The organism is Streptomyces sp. NBC_00582, assembly GCF_036345155.1.
In the GTDB taxonomy this organism is placed as follows: Bacteria; Actinomycetota; Actinomycetes; order Streptomycetales; family Streptomycetaceae; genus Streptomyces.
The window spans coordinates 7,884,210-7,902,167 of the sequence record NZ_CP107772.1 but is presented as its reverse complement, the minus strand read 5'-3'; the positions used below and the strand labels follow the sequence as shown (position 1 = coordinate 7,902,167).

Here is a 17,958-nt window from a genome sequence, read left to right as displayed (position 1 = left end):
CCCCGACCACCAGGTGACCGGGGCTCACCTCAAGCCGAGCGCGGCGTCACCGCACCGGGTGACCCGCCTCCTTCAGCGCCTGCTTCACTTCGCCGATCCTCAGGTCGCCGAAGTGGAACACCGACGCGGCCAGCACCGCGTCCGCGCCCGAGGCGACGGCCGGCGCGAAGTCGCCGAGCTTTCCGGCGCCGCCCGAGGCGATCACCGGGACGGTGACGTGCTTGCGGACGGCGGCGATCATCTCGAGGTCGTAGCCGTCCTTGGTCCCGTCGGCGTCCATCGAGTTCAGCAGGATCTCGCCGGCGCCCAGCTCGGCCGCCCGGTGCGCCCACTCGATCGCGTCGATGCCCGTGCCCTTGCGCCCGCCGTGGGTGGTCACCTCGAAGGAGCCCGGCGCGGTGCGGCGCGCGTCCACCGACAGCACCAGCACCTGGCTGCCGAACCGCTCGGCGATCTCCTTGATCAGCTCCGGGCGGGCGATGGCCGCCGTGTTGACGCCCACCTTGTCGGCGCCCGCCCGCAGCAGCTTGTCGACGTCCTCGGGGGTGCGCACGCCACCGCCGACGGTCAGCGGGATGAACACCTGCTCGGCGGTGCGGCGCACCACGTCGTAGGTGGTCTCGCGGTTGCCCGACGAGGCGGTGATGTCCAGGAAGGTCAGCTCGTCGGCGCCCTCCGCGTCGTACACCTTGGCCATCTCGACGGGGTCGCCCGCGTCGCGCAGGTTCTGGAAGTTGACGCCCTTGACGACCCGGCCGTTGTCCACGTCCAGGCAGGGGATGACTCGGACCGCCAGGGTCATGAGTTCACGGCTCCTCTGAATGCCTCTAGTTCCACTTCGACCAGGATGCGCGGGTCGACGAACCCCTCCACGACCAGCAGGGTCGAGACCGGGCGCACCGCGCCGAAGATCTCCTGATGGGCCCGGCCCACGTCGTCGACGTCCCGCTGGTGCGTGAGATACATCCTGGTACGGATCACGGACTCCACACCGAGCCCGAACTCCCCGATCGCCTCGAGGGCGCTGGTGAAGGACCGCTTGGCCTGCTCGTAGGGGTCGCCCTCCCCGTGGAGCACGCGGCCCTTGAAGGACGTGGTGCCCGACACCAGCACACGGTCGCCCGCCGCGACGGCGCGTGCGAATCCGAAACTCTCTTCCCAGGGACTTCCGCTCTGCACACGCCGCACGGCCTCGGACGTCATGACGACACTGCCTCCAGTGCTTCTTCCAGGGTGAACGCCTTCGCGTACAGCGCCTTCCCGACGATGGAGCCCTCGACACCGAGGGGTACCAGCTCGGCGATGGCCCGCAGGTCGTCGAGGGACGACACGCCGCCCGACGCCACGACCGGCCGGTCCGTCGCCGCGCAGACGTTCCGCAGCAGCTCCAGGTTGGGGCCCTGCAGGGTGCCGTCCTTGGCGATGTCGGTGACGACGTACCGGGCGCAGCCCTCCGCGTTGAGCCGCTCCAGCGTCTCGTAGAGGTCGCCGCCGTCGCGGGTCCAGCCGCGGCCCTTCAGGGTCGTCCCGCGCACGTCCAGGCCGACCGCGATCCTGTCGCCGTGCTCGGCGATGACCTTGGCGACCCACTCGGGGGTCTCCAGGGCGGCGGTGCCGAGGTTGACGCGGGTGCAGCCGGTGGCGAGCGCGGCGGCGAGCGAGGCGTCGTCGCGGATACCGCCGGACAGCTCGACCTTGATGTCCATCGCCCGGGTGACCTCGCGGACCAGGTCCCGGTTGTCGCCGGTGCCGAAGGCGGCGTCGAGGTCGACCAGGTGCAGCCACTCGGCGCCCGCCCGCTGCCAGGCGAGGGCCGCCTCGAGCGGGGAGCCGTACGAGGTCTCCGTGCCGGACTCGCCGTGGACGAGACGGACGGCCTGGCCGTCCCTGACGTCGACGGCGGGGAGGAGTTCGAGCTTGCTCACAGGGTTCCGATCCAGTTGGTGAGGAGCTGGGCTCCGGCGTCGCCGGACTTCTCGGGGTGGAACTGGGTGGCCCACAGGGCGCCGTTCTCCACGGCCGCCACGAACGGCTTGCCGTGCGTCGACCAGGTCACCCGGGGCGCGTGCATGGCCTGGTTGTGGGTCTCCAGGGACCAGTCGTGGACGGCGTAGGAGTGCACGAAGTAGAAGCGGGCGTCCGCGTCGAGGCCGGCGAAGAGCTCGGAGTCGGCGGGCGCGTCCACGGTGTTCCAGCCCATGTGGGGCACGATCTCGGCCTGGAGCGGCTCGACCGCGCCGGGCCACTCGTCGAGGCCCTCGGTCTCGACGCCGTGCTCGATGCCGCGGGCGAACAGGATCTGCATGCCGACGCAGATGCCCATCACGGGGCGTCCGCCGGAGAGCCGGCGGTCGATGATCCAGTCTCCGCGCGCCTCGCGCAGACCCGTCATACAGGCGGCGAAGGCCCCGACGCCGGGCACCAGCAGCCCGTCGGCGTTCATGGCCCGGTCGAAGTCACGGGTGATCTCGACCTCGGCCCCGGTGCGCGCGAGGGCGCGCTCGGCGGAGCGGACGTTGCCGAAGCCGTAGTCGAAGACGACGACCTTCTTGCTCACCGCGCTCAACTCCACACCTCCAGCCTCATCACACCGGCGACCAGACACATCCCGGCGCCGATCGACAGCAGCACGACCAGGCTCTTCGGCATGTCCTGCTTGACGAAGGAGTAGATGCCGCCGGCCAGGAACAGACCGACGACGATCAGAAGGGTCGACAGACCGTTCATGGATTTACAGCGCACCCTTCGTGGAGGGGAGGATGCCGGCCGCACGCGGGTCGCGCTCGCTCGCGTACCGCAGCGCCCGGGCGAGGGCCTTGAACTGGCACTCCACGATGTGGTGGGCGTTGCGCCCGTAGGGCACGTGCACGTGCAGCGCGATCTGGGCCTGGGCGACGAAGGACTCCAGGATGTGCCGGGTCATCGTGGTGTCGTACTCGCCGATCATCGGCGCCATGTTCTCGGGCTCGGTGTGCACGAGGTACGGGCGGCCGCTCAGGTCCACCGTCACCTGGGCGAGGGACTCGTCCAGCGGGACCGTGCAGTTGCCGAAGCGGTAGATGCCGACCTTGTCGCCGAGGGCCTGCTTGAAGGCGGCGCCGAGGGCGAGGGCGGTGTCCTCGATGGTGTGGTGCGAGTCGATGTGCAGATCGCCGTCGGTCTTCACCGTCAGGTCGAACAGACCGTGCCGGCCGAGCTGGTCGAGCATGTGGTCGTAGAAGCCGACGCCGGTCGACACATCGACCTTGCCGGTGCCGTCGAGGTTGATCTCGACGAGGACCGAGGTCTCCTTCGTCGTCCGCTCTATACGTCCTACGCGGCTCATGCGCTCTGCTCCTTCTTGACTTCACGGACCGCGTCGAGGAACGCGTCGTTCTCTTCGGGGGTTCCGGCGGTGACCCGCAGCCAGCCCGGCACGCCGTTGTCGCGGACCAGGACGCCCCGGTCGAGGATCCGCTGCCAGACCTCGTGGGCGTCGGCGAACCGGCCGAACTGCACGAAGTTGGCGTCGGACGCCGTGACCTCGTAGCCGATCGCCAGCAGCTCGCTCACCAGCCGGTCCCGCTCCGACTTCAGCTGCTCGACGTACTTCAGCAGCGTGTCGGTGTGCTCCAGGGCTGCCAGCGCGGTCGCCTGGGTGACGGCCGACAGGTGGTACGGCAGCCGTACGAGCTGGACGGCGTCCACGACCGCCGGGTGCGCGGCGAGATAGCCGAGGCGCAGCCCGGCCGCGCCGAAGGCCTTCGACATCGTCCGGGAGACGACCAGATTCGGCCGGCCTTCGAGCAGCGGCAGCAGCGAGTCGCCGTGGCTGAACTCGATGTACGCCTCGTCGACCACCACCATGGACGGCCTGGCCGCCTGCGCGGCCTCGTACAGCGCGAGGACCGTCTCGGCCGGGACGGCGGTGCCGGTGGGGTTGTTGGGGGTGGTGATGAAGACGACGTCCGGGCGGTGCTCGGCGAGGGCCTTCTCGGCCGCCGGGACGTCGATGGTGAAGTCCTCGTTGCGCGGGCCGGAGATCCAGCCGGTTCCGGTGCCGCGCGCGATGAGTCCGTGCATCGAGTACGACGGCTCGAAGCCGATCGCCGTACGGCCCGGTCCGCCGAAGGTCTGCAGGAGCTGCTGGAGCACCTCGTTGGAGCCGTTGGCCGCCCACACGTTGGCGAGGCCGACCGCGTACCCGGACGTGTCCGTCAGGTACTGCGCGAGCCGCGTGCGCAGCTCCACGGCGTCCCGGTCGGGGTAGCGGTTGAGGTCGCGGGCCGCCTCACGGACCCGCTCCGCGATCCGCTCGACCAGCGGCTCGGGCAGCGGGTAGGGGTTCTCGTTGGTGTTCAGCCGTACGGGGACGTCCAACTGGGGCGCGCCGTAGGGGGACTTGCCGCGCAGCTCGTCCCGTACGGGGAGATCGTCGATTCCGAAGTTCACTTGCTCGCCGGTACCTTCCACCCGAACCTTGCCTTGATCGCCGCGCCGTGCGCGGGCAGGTCCTCCGCCTCCGCCAGCGTGACCACGTGGTGCGCGACCTCGGCCAGCGCGTCCTGTGTGTAGTCGACGATGTGGATGCCGCGCAGGAAGGACTGGACGGAGAGGCCCGAGGAGTGGCAGGCGCAGCCACCGGTGGGCAGCACGTGGTTGGACCCGGCGGCGTAGTCGCCGAGGGAGACCGGCGCCCAGGGCCCGATGAAGATCGCGCCGGCGTTCTTCACGCGGTCGGCCACGGCCGCCGCGTCCGCCGTCTGGATCTCCAGGTGCTCGGCGCCGTAGGCGTCGACCACGCGGAGGCCCTCGTCGATGCCGTCGACGAGGACGATCGCGGACTGCCGGCCCTTGAGGGCCGGGACGATCCGGTCGTCGATGTGCTTGGTGGCCGCGATCTGCGGCTCCAGCTCCTTGTCGACGGCGTCCGCCAGTTCGACGGAGTCGGTGACCAGGACGGCGGCGGCCAGCGGGTCGTGCTCGGCCTGGCTGATCAGGTCGGACGCCACGTGCACGGGGTCGGCGCTCGCGTCGGCGAGGACCGCGATCTCGGTCGGGCCCGCCTCGGCGTCGATGCCGATCTTGCCGGTGAAGTAGCGCTTGGCGGCGGCGACCCAGATGTTGCCCGGCCCGGTGACCATGTTCGCGGGCGCGCAGGACTCGGTGCCGTACGCGAACATCGCGACGGCGGTCGCGCCACCGGCGGCGTACACCTCGTCGACGCCGAGCAGGGCGCAGGCGGCGAGGATCGTCGGGTGCGGGAGGCCCCCGAACCCGGCCTGGGCCGGGGAGGCGAGCGCGATGGACGCGACGCCGGCCTCCTGCGCGGGCACGACGTTCATCACGACGGACGACGGGTAGACCGACCGGCCGCCGGGCGCGTACAGCCCGACGCGCTCCACGGGCACCCACTTCTCGGTCACCGAGCCGCCCGGCACGACCTGGGTCGTGTGGGTCGTACGGCGCTGCTCACGGTGGACGAGCCGGGCGCGGCGGATGGACTCCTCCAGGGCTGCGCGCACGGCCGGGTCGAGCGCCTCCAGCGCGTCGGCGATCGCGCGCGCGGGGACCCGTACGGATTCCAGCCGTACCCCGTCGAACCTCTCGGCGAAGTCGATCAGCGCCGCGTCGCCCCGATGATGCACGGCCTCGCAGATCGGACGCACCTTCTCCAGGGCGGCCTGAACGTCGAACTCGGCTCGGGGCAGCAGGTCACGCAGGGCGGGGCCCTCGGGAAGGGCGTCGCCGCGCAGATCGATTCGAGAGATCACAGGCCAATTCTCTCAGACCGGGATCCGGCGCCGTCCGCGCGTATCAGTGGCTGATACGCAGCGTGGCCGGAACCCGGAAGATCACCTTCACGTCTTGCTTCCAGGGGGTCACGGAGGGGCATCAAGGGCTGTGGGTGGCCGAAGGGGGTGACAGATGGTGACCGAAGGGGACGCAGACGCCACGGGAGACATTCCGGACGATCTGACCGCGGCCGAGGCCGGGATGTGGCAGTCGTTCCGCAACGGCAGCGTGTACGACCTGAGCAGCGGGGACCCGGTCGTCGACGATCCGCACGGCGGGCATCCGTGGGGCGAGGAGCGGACCGTGCGGGCGAGGATCGTCGCCTGGCTGCTGCTGGACGGGCCGCCCGCGCTGGCGGGCCGGGTGTCCAGCCTCAAGCTGGCCGGCGTGCGGATCAGCGGCAGCCTCGACCTGGCGGGCGGCACGGTGGTGCCGTACGTCGAGATGAGGCGGTGCCGGTTCGAGGAGGACGTGCTGCTGCCGGAGGCGCGGTTCGCGACCCTGCGGATGGTGGACTGCGCGGTGCCGCGCCTGGAGGCGGCGCGGCTGCACACGGAGGGCGATCTGCATCTTCCGCGCTGTCGCTTCCACCACGGCGTACGGCTCACCGACGCGCACATCGGCACGGACCTGCTGCTCAACCAGGCGATCGTGCACCACGACCGTACGGGCCGCTCGATCGCCGCCGACGGGATGACGGTCGGCCAGGACCTCCAGGCGGAGCTGCTGGAGTCGCACGGCGAGGTGAGTCTGCGCAGCGCCAAGATCGGCGTGTCGCTGAGCCTGCGGGGCGCCCGGCTGGCCAACCCGTACACCCGGCTCGCGCTGAACGCGCCCCAGCTCACGGTGGAGCGCTCGCTGTATCTGACCCCGGCGGGCGTCGGCCGGCAGGCGCTGAGCGGGACGACCCCCGCGCGCGGGACGCGCATCCAGCGCTTCGAGTGCCGGGGCGGGGTGCGGCTGGACGACGGGCGGTTCGGGGACGCGGTCGACCTGGAGCGGGCCCGGTTCGTCCTCACGGACGACCAGGAACTGTCGCTGGTCCGGGTCCAGACGCCCGAGCTGCGATTCCTCGGCGAGCGGCCGGCGCGGGGCAAGGTGGTGCTGTCCGGCGCCCGGGTGATCAACCTGGTGGACCGGGCGAGCGCGTGGCCCGGCCCCGGCCGGCTGCACATGGGTGGTTTCGCCTACGAGAACCTGGTGCCCCAGGGGCCGTTCCCGCTGGCCGCGCGGCTGGACTGGGTGGCCGCCGCGACCGCCGAGTACGCGCCGGAGCCGTACGAACGGCTGGCGACGGTGCTGCGGGAGGGCGGGGAGGACGAGGACGCCCGCGAGGTGCTGCTCGCCAAGCAGCGCAGGCGCCGCGAGACGCTGCCGCCGGCCGCGAAGCTCGTGGGCTACGCGCAGGACTGGACGGTCGCCTACGGGTACCGGCCGGGCCGGGCGGCGGTGTGGATGGCGGTGCTGTGGGCGGCGAGCACCCTGGCCTTCGCCAACGCCCCGCATCCCGCGGTGAACCCGGCGGGGCATCCGCCGTGGAACCCGGCGCTGTTCTCCCTGGACCTGCTGCTGCCGGTGATCGATTTGGGCCAGGTCGGCCAGTGGCGGCTCACCGGCGGCTGGCAGTGGCTGGCGACGGCGCTGATCCTGCTCGGCTGGATCCTGGCCACGACGGTGGCGGCGGGGGCGACGCGGCTGCTGCGGCGGGGGTGACGCGCACGGTCCCGGCCGACTGAAACCCGGCCCGCGGAATCTCCACACAACCCCCTTGTCCGTGCACGAACAATCCCTGAACAGCACTCACCTTTTACGGTTCCTTGACCTGGCGGCGTACAACTTTCCCCAGCTTGCCCACACCCTCTGGCGGAAGCCGACCTGCGGCTTTTCAATGGGCGGCACCATGGCTCTGCTGCCCCCCTTCATCCGAGCCTCCCGGATCTCCCGGGCTGCCCGGACGACCGCCGCCCCCCACCCCGGCGCCGGGCTCCCCGCCGACGACGAGGTGCTCCTCGACGTGCCCGACGACCGGCTCGGCCCGGCCCTGGTCGCGGCCGGCCGCGGCGCGTTCGAGACGGCCGCCGCGCTCCTGTCCCGCACCCGTGAGCGGGGCGAGTGGGAGTACCGCGACCGCTATGTGACCCGGCTGGCCTCCTTCGCGCACTCCCGCACGGAGTGGTTCGAGGAGTGGCGTGCGGCGGCGCCCCGCGACCCCGACCTGCTGCTGGTCTCCGCCCAGCTCGCGGTCGACCGCGCCTGGCGGTCACCGGCCCGGGCCGAACTGCTGCGCGAGGTGAGCCCGCTGATCACGGCGGCCGCGCAGAGCGACCACCGCGACCCGGTGCCGTGGCGGATCGCCCTGGACCACGCCCGCGGCACACGGGCCGGGCACAAGTACTTCGGCGAGCTGTGGGAGGCGGCGGTGCGCCGCGCCCCGCACCACTACGGCTGCCATGTCGCCGCCAAGCGCTATCTCGCCGAGTCCTGGCACGGCTCGCACCGCGAGTGCTTCGACTTCGCCGACCGCGCCGCCCAGGACGCCCCGGCCGGCTCGCTGGTCCAGGCGCTCCCCGTCCGGGCCGCCTTCGCCTATCTCACCGACGGCTGCGGCCCCGAGGTACCGCGCGAGCGGCTGGACTCGGCGGCCGACCGGGCGATGGCCCTGTCGGCCCGTTACCCGTCCCTGGACCCGTGGACCGCCGAGATACGCAATCTGCTGACGTACGTCCTCGTCCGCCTCGGCCGCCTCGACGACGCCCTCGTCCAGCTCCGCCTGATCGGCCCGTACGCCACCTCCTTCCCCTGGGGCAGGCTCTCCGACGACCCGCTCGGCCACTTCCTCGCGGTGCGCGAGGCGGTGTACACCGGAGGGGCCGTGCCCGAACCGTGGCGTCCACGAAACGGGCACGACGACCGAGCCCACCCGGACGACCATTAGGCTTCTGCGCCGTGACCACCGTCCGTCTGCCGCTCTTCCCCCTGAACTCGGTGCTGTTCCCGGGTCTGGTGCTCCCGCTGAACGTCTTCGAGGAGCGCTATCGCGCCATGATGCGCGATCTGCTCAAGACCGCCGAGGACGAACCGCGCCGTTTCGCCGTCGTCGCCATCCGCGACGGCCATGAGGTCGCGCCCAGCGCACCGGGTCTGCCCGACCCGACGGCGCTGCCCGAGCGCGGCCCGGCGGCCGGCTTCGGCGAGGATCCCCTCAAGGCCTTCCACGGCACGGGCTGCGTCGCCGACGCCGCGACGATCCGTGAGCGGGCCGACGGCACCTTCGAGGTCCTGGCGACGGGCACCACGAGGGTCCGCCTGCTGTCGGTGGACGCGTCGGGCCCCTTCCTCACGGCCGAACTCGAGGAACTGCCGGAACGACCCGGCGACGAGGCGGGCGCCCTCGCCGAAGGCGTCCTGCGCTCCTTCCGCCAGTACCAGAAGCGCCTCGCGGGCGCCCGGGAACGCTCCCTCACCACCGGCGCCGACCTCCCCGACGACCCCGCGGTGGTCTCCTACCTGGTGGCCGCGGCGATGATGCTCGACACGCCGACCAAGCAGCGCCTCCTGCAGGCCCCCGACACGGCGTCCCGGCTCCGTGACGAACTGAAACTCCTTCGCACCGAGACGGCGATCATCCGTAGCCTTCCCTCGCTGCCCGCGTCGGACCTGACGCGCGGCCCGACCAGTCTCAACTGAGGCCACGACCCCAAGGCGCTCGAAACCCATGGCGAAGAAGCCGAAGAAGCAGCAGTCCGGCGGCACGCCCGCCACGGTGGCCCTCACCTCGGCGGGCGTGGACTTCACGGTCCACTCCTACGACCACGACCCGAACCACCCGTCCTACGGCGAGGAGGCCGCGGAGGCGATGGGCGTGTCCCCCGACCGGGTCTTCAAGACCCTGGTCGCCGACGTCGACGGCGCCCTCACGGTCGCGGTGGTCCCGGTGGCCGGTTCCCTCGACCTCAAGGCGCTCGCCTCGGCGGTCGGCGGCAAGCGCGCCACGATGGCCGACCCCACCCTGGCCGAACGCACCACGGGATACGTCCGGGGCGGCATCTCTCCGTTGGGCCAGCGCAGGAAACTCCCCACGGTCCTCGACGACTCGGCCGACGCCCACCCCACGATCTGCGTCTCGGCGGGCCGCCGCGGCCTGGAGGTGGAACTCGCCCCGGCCGACCTGGCCACCCTGACAGCAGCGATCCTGGCCCCGATCGGCCGCGGCTGACCGGAAGGGCGCGTCGCCGTTACGCGAGCGGCGCGCCGTAGGAGTCCTTCGGGGTGGGGTCCTGTCCGTACGGGTCGGGGTCGCGCGGTCCGAACAGGGCCGTGAGCCCCAGGTGGACCAGCAGCGCCGCGAACGACCACGCCAGCAACGCCCCGTGCGCCCCCAGCTTCAAGGGCGCCGGGAACGTCACCCCCTTCCCCGCGGCCTTGGCCTGGGCGATCACATCCGACCCGGGCCCCAGCCACACCCCCAGCCGCCATGCCAGGACCGACCCCAGCAGCCCCCCGACCAGCAGCGCCACCACCAGCGGCACGCCCCCACGCCGCCGCCAGGCGAAGACCCCCGCCGCGCTCACGGCCCCGAACCCCAGCGCCAGCAGGGTGAACGTCCCGTCCACCCCGATCGCCTGCTCCCCCTCGGTGTCCTTGAGGTAGACCACCCACGCCCCGTTCACCACGTCACCGACCAGCGGCACGGACGGCGCGAGCCACTTCCAGACCACCCCGAGCAGCGCCCCGGCCACCGCAAGCACCACCGTGACCACGGCGGCTTCCCGCAGTTCGGTCTTCATCCCGGGCCCGTCCTGTCCGTACGAGGCGTCCCGCGGCGCGTCCGCGACCCCCAGGTACCCCCCGGGCGGAGGCGGCCAGGCGGCGCCCTGCGGGGACGGTTCGTGCGGCGGCGGAGGCGGAGTCAGCGGTGCGGTCACCCTGACATCGTGCCAGGCCCCGCTGTGCGGCGCGTCACCGGACGGCGGCCCGCCGGTACGCCCAGGTGGCGACGGCCAGCGAAACGACGCCCACACCCGCGCACACCGCGAGGTCCCCGAGCACCAGCGCCCAGTCCGGATCCGTGGCGAAGGTCCGCGCGAAGGCCTCGACGCCGTACGTCGACGGCAGCAGATCCCGGGCGAACCGCACCGCCTCCGGCATCCGGTCCGGCGGCAGCACCCCCAGCAGCAGCGCGGCGGACATCCCGAGCTGCCCCAGCACCGTCGCCAGCTCCGGCCGCGGCGCGAGCAGCCCGAACGCGGCGCCCAGCCCCGACAGCGCGGCCCCCGCCAGCGGAATCACCGCCGCCAGCACCCACAGATGCGTCAGCGGCAGCCCGAACAGCACACACCCGAACACCGCGGTCACCAGGGTCCCCGGCACGGTGAAGGAGGCGTACGCCCCCGCCGCACCCAGCACCACGGCCGCCGGCGGCACCGGCAGGGTGGCGTAGTGGTCGAGCCCGCCGCTCGCCCGGAGCTGCCCGAAGTACTGCGCCAGCAGATTGAGCGCGACGAACGCGACGACCAGCACCGCCGAGCCCGCGACGACCGACTCGGCCTCGCTGCCCCCGTCGACGACGCCCCGCATCATGATCAGGATGCCGACCGACTGGAAGGTCGCCACGAACAGCAGCGGGATCCGCGCCACCCGCGCGCGCGAGAGCTGCGCCCGGTACACCGCCACGAGCGACGGCCACAGCCGCGCGCGCGGCCCCAGCTCGGCGGCCGCGCGGACCGTGCCGGTGCCGGCCCGGGCGCCGCCCGGCACAACCTCGGCGGGTACGACACTCACGTGGCGCTGCTCCTCTTCCCTACGGCTCTCACACCGACCCCTACGGACCATACGGACCCGAAGCCCCCCGCGCTCACGCCCGCACCAGCCCCTGCCGCGCGGCCCCGCCCAGGGCCAGGTACACGTCCTCCAGGCTGGGCGTGGCCAGGGTGAAGTCGTCCAGTGCGGCGAACGCGGCCCCGCCGGTGACGGTGGCGACGATCGCCCGGGCCTCGTCGGGGGCCAGCCGCAGGGTCCAGCGGCGCCCCGACTCCACGGCCCGCTCCCGCAGCGCGGCGACCTCGGGCACCTCCAGCGGCGCCCGTTCCCGCCACACCAGTTCGACCCGGACCTCGTCGGCGACCCGCTCCTTGAGCCCGGTGGGCGTGTCGCAGGCGATGACCCGGCCCCTGTCGAGGACGGCGACCCGGTCGAGGACGGTCTCGGCCTCGATGACGTTGTGGGTGACCAGCAGGACGGTGGTGCCGCGCTCGGCACGTCGCCGGTCCACGGCCGACCATACGGCGCGCCGGGCGACCGGGTCCATGCCGGTGGTCGGCTCGTCCAGCACCAGCAGGGGCCGCTCCCCCACCAGCGCGGACGCGAAACAGGCGAGCCGGCGCTGTCCGCCGGACAGCTTGCGCAGGGGCCGCCCGGCGATCGGCGTGAGCCCCAGCTCGTCGAGGACGGCGTCCCGCTCCTGACGGGCGTGGCGTACGTCGAGGCCGCGCAGCCGGCCGGTGGTCTCGGCGGCGAGGGAGACGGTGAGGTCGTCGAGGGCGGTGGACTCCTGGCCGAGGTAGGCGAGGATGCGCGCGGCCCGTTCGGGGTGGCGCACGATGTCGTGGCCGAGGATCTCCACGGTGCCCGCGTCGGGCCGCATCAGCCCGGTGAGCTGCCGTACGAGGGTGGACTTGCCGGCTCCGTTCGGCCCGAGCAGGCCGAAGATCTCACCGCGGCGGATGTCCAGCTCGACCGCGTCGGTGGCCCGTACCTCGGGGGTCGCCGGGGTGCCGCGCCGGCCCCGTACCGCCCGATAGGTCTTGGTCAGTCCGCGCACGGCACACACGACCTCGTCCGGGTGCCGGATGGCCGATGTCGCGCGCGTACTCACAAGGGACGAGACTACGGGGTCCGCGGGCTTTGCTCGCCCTTGGGGCTGCTCCCGGAGCCGTCAGTCCCCGGCGGGCGCGTGCTCGGCGGCGGTCCGGACGTCGACCTCGCGCCAGAAGCCCGCCCGGATGGCGTAGCGGTCGTGCTCGTCGATCTGGTCGTCCTTGTGGGCGAGCAGTCCGAAACGGGCCGCGTACCGCAGCAGCTCGCCGTCGATGCGGTGCGGGATCCGCGGGTACATGCCCGACAGCTTCTGCAGATGGCTCTGGTCGCCGAGGCGGCCCATCCAGCGGCGGGCGAAGACCTGCCCCACCTCGTACGGGTCGCCGCCGACGGTGGTGATGTCCTCCTCGCGGTCGGCCCACCGCTGCTCGGCCGTGGTGAGCTGGGCCAGCGTCGGCATGGAGGCGGCCTCGGCGGGCTCGGCGACGACCCCGGGGCGGTCCACCCAGCCCCGGTCGGAGGACCAGCGCAGGGTCGCGGTGGCGGGGTGCGGGGCGGGGTGGGCTCCGGGGGCGCGCAGCGCGGCCAGGTCCTTGGGGGTGGGGACGCCCTTGGTGGCGGGCACCCGCTCCTGGGTGCCGGCGCGGTCGGCGGCGTCGGCGCCCGCGTGTTCGGGTTCCTCCGCGGAGCGGTCGGCGGCCGGGGCGAGGCCTGAGTCGGGCAGCGGCGCGGAGAGGATCGCGGCGATCTCGGGCCGGGGCACGGGCGGCGGCGCGCACACCCCGCCGAGCTCCTTGGCGCGTACGGCCTTGGTGATCCACGTACGGTCCAGGACGCGCCGTTCGTCGGCCTCGGCGACGAGGTCCTCGGACTGGTTGTAGTCGCCGTCGGCGGCCTGGACGGCCCACAGGTGGACGGCGACGCCGTGCTCCTTGGCGGCCATCATGCCGGGGAGCAGATCGCCGTCGCCCGTGACGAGGACGACGTCGGAGCAGGCGCGGTTGCGGGCCAGCTCGGTGAGTTCGGCGTGCATGGCGGCGTCGACGCCCTTCTGGGCCCAGCGTCCGTCGCTGCGGGTGAGGGCGCCCAGCCGGACGGTGACCCGGGGCATCACCCGCAGCCTGCGGTGTTCGGGCTGGGGGACACGGTCGGGGGCGCCGTCGAACCAGTAGATGCGCAGCAGGGGCCGCTCGGTGTCGGACTCGGCCTGTTCGCGCAGACCCTGGACGAGGGCGGAGTGATCGACGGTGATACGGGACCGCGAGGGCTCTCCGGCGAGGAGGCTCGCGGCGGCCCCCAGCAGATACCCGGCGTCCACCAGGACGATGCAGCGGTCCACACGACTCACCCTCTTCCCGGGAGGTTTGCTTCGGGCTTCCTTCGAGTCTGCCCGACCGTGCGGGGGTTAACGGCCCGAACTCGATCTTCGGCGTGGCGTTTCGGGCCGATGCGCTCGGAGAACCCCTGTCACGGACGGTAATTATCCGAAATGCGCCTGATGTCAGCCTATGTGAATCTGGTCGCGGCCCTGGTCCCTACATCCCCCGCAGGAGGCAGATCCCCATGGCCAAGAACAAGAAGCAGGACCGGAAACAGCCGCAGTCCGAGCGTGGTCAGCAGCAGGCCCAGCAGTCCTCGATGCAGGAGCAGGTCGAGCAGCGCATCTCCCAGGTGACGCCGGCGGACATGGCCCGCAAGGGCCGGCAGAAACGGTTCGGGCACAACTGACGTCCGTGCGGCGGGCTGTTGCAGCCCGGGCACACCGAGGGGCGCGTCCACAACCGGACGCGCCCCTCGCGCTCTCTTCCGCGTCGGACCCTCAGCCCGCCAGGCAGGACGGGCCGAGCAGCACCTTCAGATCGCCGAACAGCGCCGGGTCCGGCTTGACCCGGTGCCGGTCCAGGCGCAGGACGGTCGTCCGGGTCGGGCCCTGGAGCTTGATGCGGACCTCGCTGTCACCCTTGTGGTGGGTGAGGATCTCGTTGAGGCGGCTGACCATCGGCGGGGTGACCCGGGTGGCGGGGATGGTGAGGACCACCGGCGCGTTGGTGCCCGCGTGGGACAGGTCCGGGATCATCAGCTCCATCGCGACGAGCCGGGGCACGTCCTCCCGCTTGTCGAGGCGGCCCTTGACGAAGACGACGGCGTCCTCGACGAGTTGGGTCGACACGAGCTGGTAGGTCGCCGGGAAGAACATGCACTCGATGGAGCCCGCGAGGTCCTCCACGGTGGCGATGGCCCAGGCGTTGCCCTGCTTGGTCATCTTGCGCTGCAGGCCCGAGATGATGCCGCCGATGGTGACGACCGCGCCGTCCGCGTGCTCACCGCCGGTGAGCTGGGCGATGCCCGCGTCCGCCTTGTCGGACAACACGTGCTCCAGGCCGAAGAGCGGGTGGTCGGAGACGTAGAGACCGAGCATCTCCCGCTCCTGCGCGAGCAGATAGGTCTTGTCCCACTCGTCCTCGGTGAACTGCACGTCCAGGCCGAAGCCGGGCTCGCTGCTCTCCTCCTCGCCCATACCGCCGAAGAGGTCGAACTGGCCCTCGGCCTCCTTGCGCTTGACCGCGACCACATTGTCGATCATCGGCTCGAACTGGGCGGTGAGGCCCTTGCGGGTGTGGCCGAGCGTGTCGAACGCGCCCGCCTTGATCAGCGATTCGGTGGTCCGCTTGTTGCAGGCGACCGCCTCGACCTTGTCGAGGTAGTCGGGGAAAGAGGCGTACTTCCCCTTCGCCTTGCGGCTCTTGATGATCGACTCGACCACGTTGGTGCCGACGTTGCGGACGGCCTCGAGGCCGAAGAGGATCACGTCGTCGCCCTGGGCGGCGAAGTTGTGCACCGACTCGTTGACGTTCGGCGGCAGCACCTTGATGCCCATACGGCGGCACTCGTTGAGGTAGATCGCCGACTTGTCCTTGTCGTCCTTGACGGACGTCAGCAGCGCGGCCATGTACTCGGCCGGGTAGTTCGCCTTCAGATAGGCGGTCCAGTACGAGACCAGTCCGTACGCGGCGGAGTGGGCCTTGTTGAAGGCGTAGCCGGCGAACGGGACCAGGACGTCCCACAGGGCCTGGATGGCCTCGTCGCTGTAGCCGTTCTTCTGGGCGCCGGCCTGGAAGATGGTGAAGTTCTTGGCCAGTTCCTCGGGCTTCTTCTTGCCCATCACGCGGCGGAGGATGTCGGCCTCGCCGAGCGAGTAGCCGGCGATGATCTGGGCGGCCTTCTGCACCTGCTCCTGGTAGACGATCAGGCCGTAGGTGACGGCCAGGACCTCCTGGAGGGGCTCCTCCAGCTCCTTGTGGATCGGGGTGATCTCCTGGAGCTTGTTCTTGCGCAGCGCGTAGTTCGTGTGCGAGTCCATGCCCATCGGGCCGGGACGGTAGAGCGCCGACACGGCGGAGATGTCCTCGAAGTTGTCGGGCTTCATCAGGCGCAGCAGGGAGCGCATGGGGCCGCCGTCGAACTGGAAGACGCCGAGGGTGTCACCGCGCTGGAGCAGTTCGAAGGTCTTCGGGTCGTCGAGCGGCAGGGCGAGGAGGTCGATGTCGACGCCCTTGTTGGACTTCACCATCTTGACGGCGTCGTCCATGATCGTCAGGTTGCGCAGGCCGAGGAAGTCCATCTTCAGCAGGCCGAGCGACTCACAGCTCGGGTAGTCCCACTGGGTGATGGTCACGCCGTCGGAGTGCCGCACCCAGACGGGGACGTGCTCGGTGATGGTCTCGCTGGACATGATCACGCCGGCCGCGTGCACACCCATCTGGCGGACCAGGCCCTCGACGCCCTTGGCGGTGTCGATGACCTTCTTCACGTCGGGCTCGTTCTCGTACATCGCGCGGACCTCGCCCGCCTCGCTGTAGCGCGGGTGCGAGGGGTCGGTGATGCCGTTGAGGTCGATGCCCTTGCCGAGGACGTCGGCGGGCATGGCCTTGGTGATGCGGTCGCCCATCGCGTACGGGTAGCCCAGCACGCGCGCGGAGTCCTTGATCGCGTTCTTGGCCTTGATCTTGCCGTAGGTGCCGATCATGGCGACCTTGTCGGCGCCGTATTTCTCGGTCACGTACCTGATCACCTCGACGCGCCGACGCTCGTCGAAGTCGATGTCGACGTCGGGCATCGAGATGCGTTCGGGGTTGAGGAAGCGCTCGAAGATCAGACCGTGCGGGATGGGGTCGAGGTCGGTGATGCCCATGGCGTACGCGACGATCGAGCCGGCCGCCGAGCCCCGGCCGGGGCCGACGGCGATGCCCTGCTTCTTGGCCCACATGATGAAGTCGGCGACGACGAGGAAGTAGCCCGGGAAGCCCATCGAGATGATGGTGTCCATCTCGTACTCGACCTGCTTCATGCGGTCGTCCGGGATGCCCTCGGGGAAGCGGCGGTGCATGCCGCGCATGGTCTCCTCGCGGAACCAGGTGACCTCGGTGTAGCCCTCGGGGATGTCGAACTTCGGCATGAGGTTCCTGGCCTCGAACATGCCGGCGGTGTCGATCTGCTCGGCCACCAGGAGCGTGTTGGCGCAGCCCTCCTGCCAGGCGTCCGAGGAGTCGATGGCGTACATCTCGTCCGTGGACTTCAGGTAGTAGCCGGTGCCGTCGAACTTGAAGCGGTCGGGGTCGGAGAGGTTCTTGCCGGTCTGGATGCACAGCAGCGCGTCGTGCGCCGTCGCCTCGTGCGCGTACGTGTAGTGCGAGTCGTTCGTCACCAGCGGCGGGATGCCGAGCTTCTTGCCGATCTCCAGCAGGCCGTCGCGGACCCGGTGCTCGATGTCGATGCCGTGGTCCATCAGCTCCAGGAAGTAGCGGTCCTTGCCGAAGATGTCCTGGTAGTCGGCGGCCGCCTTCAGGGCCTCGTCGTACTGGCCGAGGCGCAGCCGGGTCTGGAGCTCGCCGGAGGGGCAGCCGGTGGAGGCGATGAGCCCCTCGGACCACTTGGCGATGGTCTCCTTGTCCATGCGCGGCCACTTCTGCAGCCAGCCCTCGGCGTACGCGTCGGAGGAGAGGCGGAAGAGGTTGTGCAGGCCCGTCGCGTTCGCCGCCCAGATCGTCTTGTGGGTGTAACCGCCGGAGCCGGAGACGTCGTCCCGCTTCTGGTGCGGCTGGCCCCACTGGATCTTGCGCTTGTTGCGCCGCGACTCGGGCGCGACGTACGCCTCGATCCCGATGATCGGGGTGATCCCGGACTTCTTCGCGGTGTGGAAGAAGTCGTACGCCCCGTGCAGGTTGCCGTGGTCGGACATGGCGATGTGGGTCATGCCCATCTCGTTGCACGCGTTGAACATGTCCTTCAGCCGCGCGGCACCGTCCAGCAGCGAGTACTGGGTGTGGACGTGCAGGTGCGTGAAGGGCGGCTTCGACACGGCGTGGC

Annotated in this window: 18 protein-coding genes; 5 read left to right on the top strand and 13 right to left on the bottom strand. The window is 71.4% G+C overall.

The genetic code is table 11. From position 1 onward, the window contains the following. Positions 1–46: 46 nt before the first annotated feature. The 8 genes from hisF to hisD are packed head-to-tail and all read right to left on the bottom strand — an operon-like array spanning position 47 to position 5,753. Positions 47–802, bottom strand: coding sequence for an imidazole glycerol phosphate synthase subunit HisF (gene hisF, locus OG852_RS35715; RefSeq protein WP_133910112.1), 756 nt, complete (start codon positions 800–802; stop codon positions 47–49). Further along, the gene (locus OG852_RS35710; protein ID WP_133910111.1) at positions 799–1,203 is read right to left on the bottom strand and encodes a RidA family protein; all 405 of its coding nucleotides are present in this window, start codon (positions 1,201–1,203) and stop codon (positions 799–801) included. The genes hisF and OG852_RS35710 overlap by 4 nt, the downstream gene beginning before the upstream one ends. Continuing rightward, positions 1,200–1,925, bottom strand: a complete 726-nt coding sequence (gene priA, locus OG852_RS35705; protein WP_133910110.1) for a bifunctional 1-(5-phosphoribosyl)-5-((5-phosphoribosylamino)methylideneamino)imidazole-4-carboxamide isomerase/phosphoribosylanthranilate isomerase PriA — start codon at positions 1,923–1,925, stop codon at positions 1,200–1,202. The genes OG852_RS35710 and priA overlap by 4 nt, the downstream gene beginning before the upstream one ends. Continuing rightward, a complete protein-coding gene (gene hisH, locus OG852_RS35700) occupies positions 1,922–2,566 on the bottom strand; it encodes an imidazole glycerol phosphate synthase subunit HisH (RefSeq protein ID WP_330350087.1) in 645 nt (214 codons plus the stop codon). Before hisH ends, priA begins: the two co-directional genes overlap by 4 nt. After that, positions 2,563–2,727 carry a hypothetical protein gene (locus tag OG852_RS35695; protein WP_166663396.1) on the bottom strand — a complete coding sequence of 55 codons (165 nt, stop codon included), beginning with the start codon at positions 2,725–2,727 and terminating at the stop codon, positions 2,563–2,565. Before OG852_RS35695 ends, hisH begins: the two co-directional genes overlap by 4 nt. A 4-nt stretch (positions 2,728–2,731) precedes the next feature. Beyond that, entirely contained in the window at positions 2,732–3,325 is a 594-nt protein-coding gene (hisB, locus tag OG852_RS35690) for an imidazoleglycerol-phosphate dehydratase HisB (protein ID WP_133910108.1), read from the bottom strand. After that, positions 3,322–4,431, bottom strand: a complete 1,110-nt coding sequence (locus OG852_RS35685; RefSeq protein ID WP_330350086.1) for a histidinol-phosphate transaminase — start codon at positions 4,429–4,431, stop codon at positions 3,322–3,324. Before OG852_RS35685 ends, hisB begins: the two co-directional genes overlap by 4 nt. Then, positions 4,428–5,753, bottom strand: coding sequence for a histidinol dehydrogenase (gene hisD / locus OG852_RS35680; protein ID WP_330350085.1), 1,326 nt, complete (start codon positions 5,751–5,753; stop codon positions 4,428–4,430). The genes OG852_RS35685 and hisD overlap by 4 nt, the downstream gene beginning before the upstream one ends. Positions 5,754–5,907: 154 nt before the next feature. Here hisD and OG852_RS35675 point away from each other — a divergent pair, with 154 nt between their 5' ends. The 4 genes from OG852_RS35675 to ybaK all read left to right on the top strand — a co-directional run bounded on the left by OG852_RS35675 (position 5,908) and on the right by ybaK (position 9,991). Then, a complete protein-coding gene (locus OG852_RS35675) occupies positions 5,908–7,488 on the top strand; it encodes an oxidoreductase (protein WP_133910105.1) in 1,581 nt (526 codons plus the stop codon). A gap of 175 nt (positions 7,489–7,663) precedes the next feature. Further along, positions 7,664–8,710 (top strand): hypothetical protein, encoded by a 1,047-nt coding sequence (locus OG852_RS35670; protein ID WP_133910104.1) that lies wholly within the window; start codon positions 7,664–7,666, stop codon positions 8,708–8,710. 11 nt (positions 8,711–8,721) lie between these two features. Then, entirely contained in the window at positions 8,722–9,462 is a 741-nt protein-coding gene (locus OG852_RS35665; RefSeq protein ID WP_133910103.1) for an LON peptidase substrate-binding domain-containing protein, read from the top strand. A gap of 28 nt (positions 9,463–9,490) precedes the next feature. Continuing rightward, positions 9,491–9,991, top strand: coding sequence for a Cys-tRNA(Pro) deacylase (ybaK, locus tag OG852_RS35660; RefSeq protein ID WP_133910102.1), 501 nt, complete (start codon positions 9,491–9,493; stop codon positions 9,989–9,991). A 19-nt stretch (positions 9,992–10,010) separates the two neighbouring features. Here the strand turns inward: ybaK and OG852_RS35655 are convergent, their stop codons facing one another. From OG852_RS35655 to OG852_RS35640, 4 genes are all read right to left on the bottom strand, one after another. Further along, on the bottom strand, positions 10,011–10,700 hold the full coding sequence (locus OG852_RS35655) for a hypothetical protein (protein WP_133910101.1): 690 nt from the start codon (positions 10,698–10,700) through the stop codon (positions 10,011–10,013). Positions 10,701–10,734: 34 nt separating this feature from the next. Continuing rightward, positions 10,735–11,556, bottom strand: a complete 822-nt coding sequence (locus OG852_RS35650; protein ID WP_330350084.1) for an ABC transporter permease — start codon at positions 11,554–11,556, stop codon at positions 10,735–10,737. A gap of 73 nt (positions 11,557–11,629) precedes the next feature. Next, a complete protein-coding gene (locus tag OG852_RS35645; RefSeq protein WP_208117043.1) occupies positions 11,630–12,649 on the bottom strand; it encodes an ABC transporter ATP-binding protein in 1,020 nt (339 codons plus the stop codon). 60 nt (positions 12,650–12,709) lie between these two features. Beyond that, the gene (locus OG852_RS35640) at positions 12,710–13,930 is read right to left on the bottom strand and encodes an NYN domain-containing protein (RefSeq protein ID WP_133910099.1); all 1,221 of its coding nucleotides are present in this window, start codon (positions 13,928–13,930) and stop codon (positions 12,710–12,712) included. A 224-nt stretch (positions 13,931–14,154) separates the two neighbouring features. Here OG852_RS35640 and OG852_RS35635 point away from each other — a divergent pair, with 224 nt between their 5' ends. After that, positions 14,155–14,319, top strand: coding sequence for a hypothetical protein (locus tag OG852_RS35635; protein ID WP_166663395.1), 165 nt, complete (start codon positions 14,155–14,157; stop codon positions 14,317–14,319). A gap of 91 nt (positions 14,320–14,410) precedes the next feature. On the opposite strand, the gene dnaE is transcribed toward OG852_RS35635, so the two are convergent. Beyond that, a complete protein-coding gene (gene dnaE, locus OG852_RS35630) occupies positions 14,411–17,950 on the bottom strand; it encodes a DNA polymerase III subunit alpha (protein ID WP_133910098.1) in 3,540 nt (1,179 codons plus the stop codon). Positions 17,951–17,958 lie beyond the last annotated feature (8 nt).

Coding starts and splice junctions, on each gene's coding strand:
- OG852_RS35675 (WP_133910105.1), top strand. CDS start 5,908: ATGGTGACCGAAGGGGACGCAGACGCCACGGGAGACATTCCGGACGAT.
- OG852_RS35670 (WP_133910104.1), top strand. CDS start 7,664: ATGGGCGGCACCATGGCTCTGCTGCCCCCCTTCATCCGAGCCTCCCGG.
- hisF (WP_133910112.1), bottom strand. CDS start 802: ATGACCCTGGCGGTCCGAGTCATCCCCTGCCTGGACGTGGACAACGGC.
- OG852_RS35695 (WP_166663396.1), bottom strand. CDS start 2,727: ATGAACGGTCTGTCGACCCTTCTGATCGTCGTCGGTCTGTTCCTGGCC.
- OG852_RS35710 (WP_133910111.1), bottom strand. CDS start 1,203: ATGACGTCCGAGGCCGTGCGGCGTGTGCAGAGCGGAAGTCCCTGGGAA.
- hisB (WP_133910108.1), bottom strand. CDS start 3,325: ATGAGCCGCGTAGGACGTATAGAGCGGACGACGAAGGAGACCTCGGTC.
- OG852_RS35635 (WP_166663395.1), top strand. CDS start 14,155: ATGGCCAAGAACAAGAAGCAGGACCGGAAACAGCCGCAGTCCGAGCGT.
- ybaK (WP_133910102.1), top strand. CDS start 9,491: ATGGCGAAGAAGCCGAAGAAGCAGCAGTCCGGCGGCACGCCCGCCACG.